We start from the raw sequence: 5568 nt of genomic DNA on the forward strand, positions 1-5568 counted from the left end.
CGTCGTCACGCCAGAGGTAGAACCAGCGTCGCACCGTCGATACGGGCGGGAAGCAGGGGGCAGCATCCGCCAGGGCAGGCCTCCGCGCAGCAGATACAGGATCGCCTCGAGAATGCGCCGCAGCGGCCATTTACGGGGCCGCCCAACGTGCGACGCGGGTGGGAGCAGCGGCTCAAGAACCGCCCATTCGGCATCGGTCAAATCGCTTGGCAAAGCCAGTCCGCTTCGCGCATGAAGGGCGCGAGTGGTGTCAGTCCACATCGTTGATCCAAGGAAGTTTTTGGCGAAACCCGTGAATCAACGACAGGCCAGGCTGTCAAGCCAACCTGCTGATACCACTCAACTTAATTTCTGATCAGACACTCAAGGTCGAGCTCGTCCACCAGAAAAGATGGACGAGCCGCGAAGAAGCCAGAAGGGACCTGTTCGCCTACATTGAAGGCTACTACAATCGGCGACGCATCCACTCAGCCTTGGGCTACACGACACCGGAACAGGCCGAAAACCGTATGGCCTAAATCTGTGTCCACCGAAGTGGGGGAACATCAACGCTTCAGGACCATTTCGCCCAGGCAGCCTATGCCGGAACCGATGACGACGGAGGCCTATGCCGGCGACAAACTCAGGGAGGCCATCCGGTGCTTCGGCAAATGGACGATCGCGATCATAAAGCGCTCCGATGCTGCCAAGGGCTTCGAAGTGCTGCCAAGGCGTTGGGTCGTCGAAAGAACCTTCGCATGGCTCAACCGAAACCGCCGGCTCGCCAAAGACTTCGAGCAAACCATCGCATCAGCGACCGCATGGCTGTTTATCGCCTCGATCCAGCTCTTTATCAGACGCATCGCAAGGTCATGAAATCGCGCAGGATAAATTTTCAACCTGACTCTTAAATCACAACCGCAAATCCGTGCAATTCGTGCTGACTGCGGGGCATGATCAATGGAAGGTGCGGACGGTGCTTGGTTTAGGCACTCAGTATTCAGAGGCATCCCAATCGACTTTCCAGTCGACCTCGTCGCGAGGATCTCCGATAAGCCCCCACAAATGGACGACGACATCTTCATCATCACCTGTGCGAGTAGTCCATCGGTGCCAGGTGAAGTACGATCTTGGAGGCTCCCCCTCCAACTTGAAGGGCTTTAATCCAAGGACCTTTGCAAGCGTCGGAGCTTGTTCCACGGGCACATGGATTACGATGGACTGTTGCATGCTCCCGAAGCTATTTGATCTCATCAGCGGTCCTTTTCCGATGTTCCTTCACTGAATCGTGCATGGCAATCCGCCCTATCAACCCCTTGTGCCACCTTGTTTGGGCAGTGTTCATAGGCTAGCGACATTCCAAGAGCGATGCAGTGACACTTCACCTCTTTCAGCCAGAGCTGCGGTCAGTGTTGTACTTGTACAGCTGCGCAGGGCGGTGCTTCCCGCGCTGCGTTGCTCCTGGTATCGCCTGCAACCCAGGAAGGGCCAGTACGCGCTTACGGAAATTGCGCTTGTCGGACTCTTGCTTGTCTTCCTTAGAGCGTCCGGCATGAATGGCGTCAAAGGCCTCCTGGAGCTGGGACAGAGTAAAGTGTTCAGGCAGCATCGCGAACAAGGGATCCATGATGGCCTGGTCAAAACGCCCGGCACGTTCGCCCAGCTCCTCCAAGGCTCGCTCTATGATTTCGCTATGGTCGAAGGCTAGCCTGTCAGGCAGATGGCTAACTGGAAACCACCGGGTATCGGCAGCGTCAGTGCCGGCCTTGATGGTCGCATCTTTCTCTGACGTCATGGCCATGAAGGCTACAGAGATATACCAGCCACGTGGGTCGCGCCCCTTCTGGTCAAATATCCCAAACTGCTCAAGCAGCGCCGCCTTGAAGCCCGTCTCTTCCCCAAGTTCACGCCTGGCACAATCTGCGATTGGCTCATATTCCTGAACGAAGCCGCCGGGTAAGGCCCAGTGTCCCTTGAAGGGGGACTCTCCTCGTTCGATCAGCAGCAGATGCAGTTCGCCGTTTATGACGGTGAAGAGGGCAATATCCGCGGCAAGGGAAGGGCGGGCATAGCCATCGGCGTAGCGGGATGCGTTCATGGTCTCAGCTTAGTGTGTTGACGACAATAAGTGTCTCTGTTAGTGTCCTATAAACACTAAGGCGGTCTGCGCAGTCTGTAAACACTTGCATATGCGGTGGCGCAGCCTCTCCAGGAGCAGGGACAATTTGAGCAGAGCTGATCCATTCCCATCGATAGACATGCACTTTGGCGCATTCGAGCAGGCCGTCCTGAAGACCTATTTCCTCAATTACCTCCGGGCATCAATGACCAGGGGGAGGGGGCCGCTCAAGCAGAGCGTTCTTCAATGGTATGCGCAGAACAAGTCCAGCTTAGAACTAGAAATTCCGTCGTTGTCCAGATCACTCAGCGATGCTAGCGGCTACGGCGATCTTGTCGTCGCGCTGAGATCAGTGGAATTGGACATGCAGTTTCCGAGGCTGCACGCTCCATCGGCGCTTCAAACGCGGATTGACTGGATCGCGCACGCTCTCCGCCTTAAGGAATTTGAAAAGAAGGCGCTCGGCGCCGTGTGCCGCCTGACCCAGTTGCCCCCGTTCATGTCGTTCGCGACCGCTCTCACCGAGGGATACGGAGACCGGGATGAGGTCCAGGCCACTCTGGTGTTAATGGCAATAGGCCAGAGAAAAATGGCGGCTCACCGGTTGTTTTCCCGAAACGGCCGCCTGTCGCAACTGGGCCTCATTGACGATCGTGGGGGCGAGGATGTGGCCCCCTCCGAGCTGGTGCTCAGCATCCTCCGGGAGCGCACCGTGAACGCCGACCGGCTTATGACCCGTTTACTTGGCGAACAACGTCAACCAAAACTGGGTGTGGCCGATTTTGGCCACATGGCGAGCCATGTCGAGGACGTGACTGCCATCCTGAACGGCAGCCTTGCGCAGAGGGCCACAGGCGTGAACATCCTGTTTTATGGGGCGCCAGGAGCGGGCAAGACAGAACTTGCCGCCATGCTTGGCATGGCATGCAATGCGAGGGTTGTTTTCGTCGGTGAGATCGCACGCGACAAGGAAGAGCCAGGGCGCAGTGACCGTATGGCCCACCTGTCCCTGTTGTCGGCGCTTGGGGAGCGGATTGGTCGCGTCATTGCCGTCGTTGACGAAGCAGAGGACGTCCTCGGCGGTGTTGGGCTGTTGTCCGACGGACGACGGGGTAGCTCGAAAGTCTATCTGCACCGGCTGATTGAGAACTGCGCCATTCCCACTGTCTGGATTACGAACAAGGCGGAGGAGATTGATGAAGCTGTTATCCGCCGGATGATACGCGTCGTCGAGTTTCGCAAGCCTGGGGCCGCCATCACCGCGCGCATCGTCAGGCAGCAGGCGAACGACCAGGGCCTGCAACTGGATGTCGATGCTGTCGCGAGGCTTGCGCGATCATCAGTCGCGCCCGCGATCGTTTCCTCTTCGATCCGGGCCGCGAGCCTGGGGCAGGGCGGCGCGGAGATGGCGATTTCCGCGGCGCGTTCGTTCAGGAAACTTATCGTCGGCTCCGAAGAAGCTTCCGGAGCTTCTGACATCGCGTTTGATCTGGCTTGGGCGACCGCGAACATCGATCTCACGGCTCTTGCCGACAAGGTTGTCAGATGCAGGACAACCAGGCTGTCGTTCCTGTTCACCGGCTTGCCTGGCACTGGCAAGACCGCCTTCGCACACTACCTCGCCCATCTGTTGAGGATGGACGTGCTCGAGAAACGCACGTCTGACCTCGTGAGCAAATATGTGGGTGAAACGGAGAGCAGGATTGCAGCGGCGTTCGCCGAAGCTCGTGACGGGAATTATTTCCTGTTGTTCGATGAAGCTGATTCACTTCTTTCCGATCGCGCACAGGCATCCCACTCTTGGGAGGTGAGCCAGGTCAACGAGATGCTGACATGGATGGAACGGCATCCTCTTCCGTTCGCTGCAACCAGCAACATGGAAGCAAGACTTGATGCCGCCGTTAACCGACGCTTCCTCTTCAAGGCACGTTTTGAAGCCTTGAGACGTCACCAGATAGATTTGGTTTTCCGACGACAGTTCGGGTGCGAAACGCCAATTTTTCTCATGGAGAATAAACAACTGACGTTGGGTGACTTCGCAGTTGTCAAGCGGCAAGCGGAAGTTATGGACATCAACGATGCGAATGAGCTTGCCTGCATGCTTGAACAAGAAGCCGGGCTGAGACCGAATGCAGGTCGGCGGATCGGCTTCAAGATTCATTGATAGGGGTGGCATGAAAAAAGACAAGCATGACACATCCGCTTCTGATCGCCGAAGTCTCCACAGGAGAAGGCTTGGGGCGGATTGGCATCACTTTCTGCCCGGGGAAATCAGGGCCCTCCCTGTTCGGGGGAGCGTGGCGTCGCGATCTCGGAATTGACCTTGAAGTCATTCGGGACTGGGGAGCCGCAACCATCGTCTCGCTCATCGAGGATTATGAATTTGAAATGCTTGGCGTTCCTCATCTCGGCGATGAGGCGCGCAAGCGGCACATGCAGTGGCTTCACCTGCCTGTCCGTGACGTTTCCGTACCGGCCGCAGCCTTCGAGGCCGAATGGACGATCTACGGCGAAGCGCTGCGGTCACAGTTACGAAACGGCCATGACGTACTGGTCCATTGCCGGGGCGGGCTCGGCCGCGCGGGTACAATTGCCGCGCGGCTACTGGTGGAAATGGGCCATGAACCGTCGTGGGCGATTGGGCGTGTTCGCAGCGTACGGCGTGGCGCTATCGAGACGGCTGAGCAAGAGCAATTTGTTCTCAAGCAAGAGTCGCGGCCGGAGCGTGAGCCATCCAGGGCGCATGAAGCTGTTCGCGACCGGGCCCGCGGGGCCTTGATCGGTCTTGCCGTTGGCGACGCGGTCGGGACGACGCTGGAGTTCTGCCCGCGCGACACCTACCCCCCACTTCAAGGCATGATTGGCGGAGGACCGTTCGGGCTGCAGGCTGGAGAATGGACCGATGACACGGCCATGGCCCTTGCGCTGGCTGATTGCCTGAAAGATCCTGCTGGCTTCAGCGAATATGCCCTGATGCGCCGGTTTGAGGATTGGTATGAGCGCGGCGATTTCTCCTGCAGGGGAGTGTGCTTTGATATCGGCATCACAACCGTGCAGGCCATTCACCGGTGGAAGTCCTCAGGTCAACCGCAATCAGGCTCCACCGACCCTATGACGGCAGGCAACGGTTCATTGATGAGGCTCGCGCCCGTGGCCATCAGATATTGGAAGGACCGGACTTTCCTGCGCGATATCGCGGCACGGCAGAGCAGGGTTACCCATGCCGCGCCAGAGGCGGTAGATGCGTGCGTCTATTGGGCGGAACTGTTGGCAGATGCGATCGAAGGGAAAACCAAATCATCTGTCTTCAGCCCGCGCGACGAGCAGTTCGAAGGCAGAGTTGCCGCTGTGGCAAGAGGCTCGTGGCGTTTCAAGAGGCGCGACGAGATCAGGTCGGGCGGCTATGTGATTGATACCAAGACCCTTGGCCTCTGACTCATCAGGGGTTTCGTCAGCGGCGCAGACATGAT

At 58.0% G+C, this 5568-nt stretch carries 3 protein-coding genes and 3 pseudogenes; 4 read left to right on the forward strand and 2 right to left on the reverse strand.

The window, feature by feature from the left end:
• Positions 1-261 (reverse strand): annotated as a pseudogene (locus tag IE243_RS22000) (transposase); the annotation flags it as partial.
• A gap of 98 nt (positions 262-359) precedes the next feature.
• On the opposite strand from IE243_RS22000, the pseudogene IE243_RS22005 reads away from it, so the two are divergent.
• Together IE243_RS22005 and IE243_RS22010 are read left to right on the forward strand one after the other, a co-directional pair.
• Positions 360-518, forward strand: a pseudogene (locus IE243_RS22005) (IS3 family transposase); the annotation flags it as partial.
• Positions 519-606: 88 nt separating this feature from the next.
• Positions 607-855 (forward strand): annotated as a pseudogene (locus tag IE243_RS22010) (transposase); the annotation flags it as partial.
• A gap of 514 nt (positions 856-1369) precedes the next feature.
• On the opposite strand, the gene IE243_RS22015 reads toward IE243_RS22010, so the two are convergent.
• The gene (locus tag IE243_RS22015) at positions 1370-2077 is read right to left on the reverse strand and encodes an NUDIX domain-containing protein (protein ID WP_191321446.1); all 708 of its coding nucleotides are present in this window, start codon (positions 2075-2077) and stop codon (positions 1370-1372) included.
• Positions 2078-2204: 127 nt separating this feature from the next.
• Between IE243_RS22015 and IE243_RS22020 the strand changes: the two genes are divergently transcribed.
• On the forward strand, positions 2205-4262 hold the full coding sequence (locus IE243_RS22020) for an AAA family ATPase (protein WP_191321447.1): 2058 nt from the start codon (positions 2205-2207) through the stop codon (positions 4260-4262).
• A 26-nt stretch (positions 4263-4288) separates the two neighbouring features.
• The gene (locus IE243_RS23670; RefSeq protein ID WP_191321448.1) at positions 4289-5533 is read left to right on the forward strand and encodes an ADP-ribosylglycohydrolase family protein; all 1245 of its coding nucleotides are present in this window, start codon (positions 4289-4291) and stop codon (positions 5531-5533) included.
• Positions 5534-5568 lie beyond the last annotated feature (35 nt).

It is taken from the genome of Camelimonas fluminis, from assembly GCF_014656355.1.
Taxonomy (GTDB): Bacteria; Pseudomonadota; Alphaproteobacteria; order Rhizobiales; family Beijerinckiaceae; genus Camelimonas; species Camelimonas fluminis.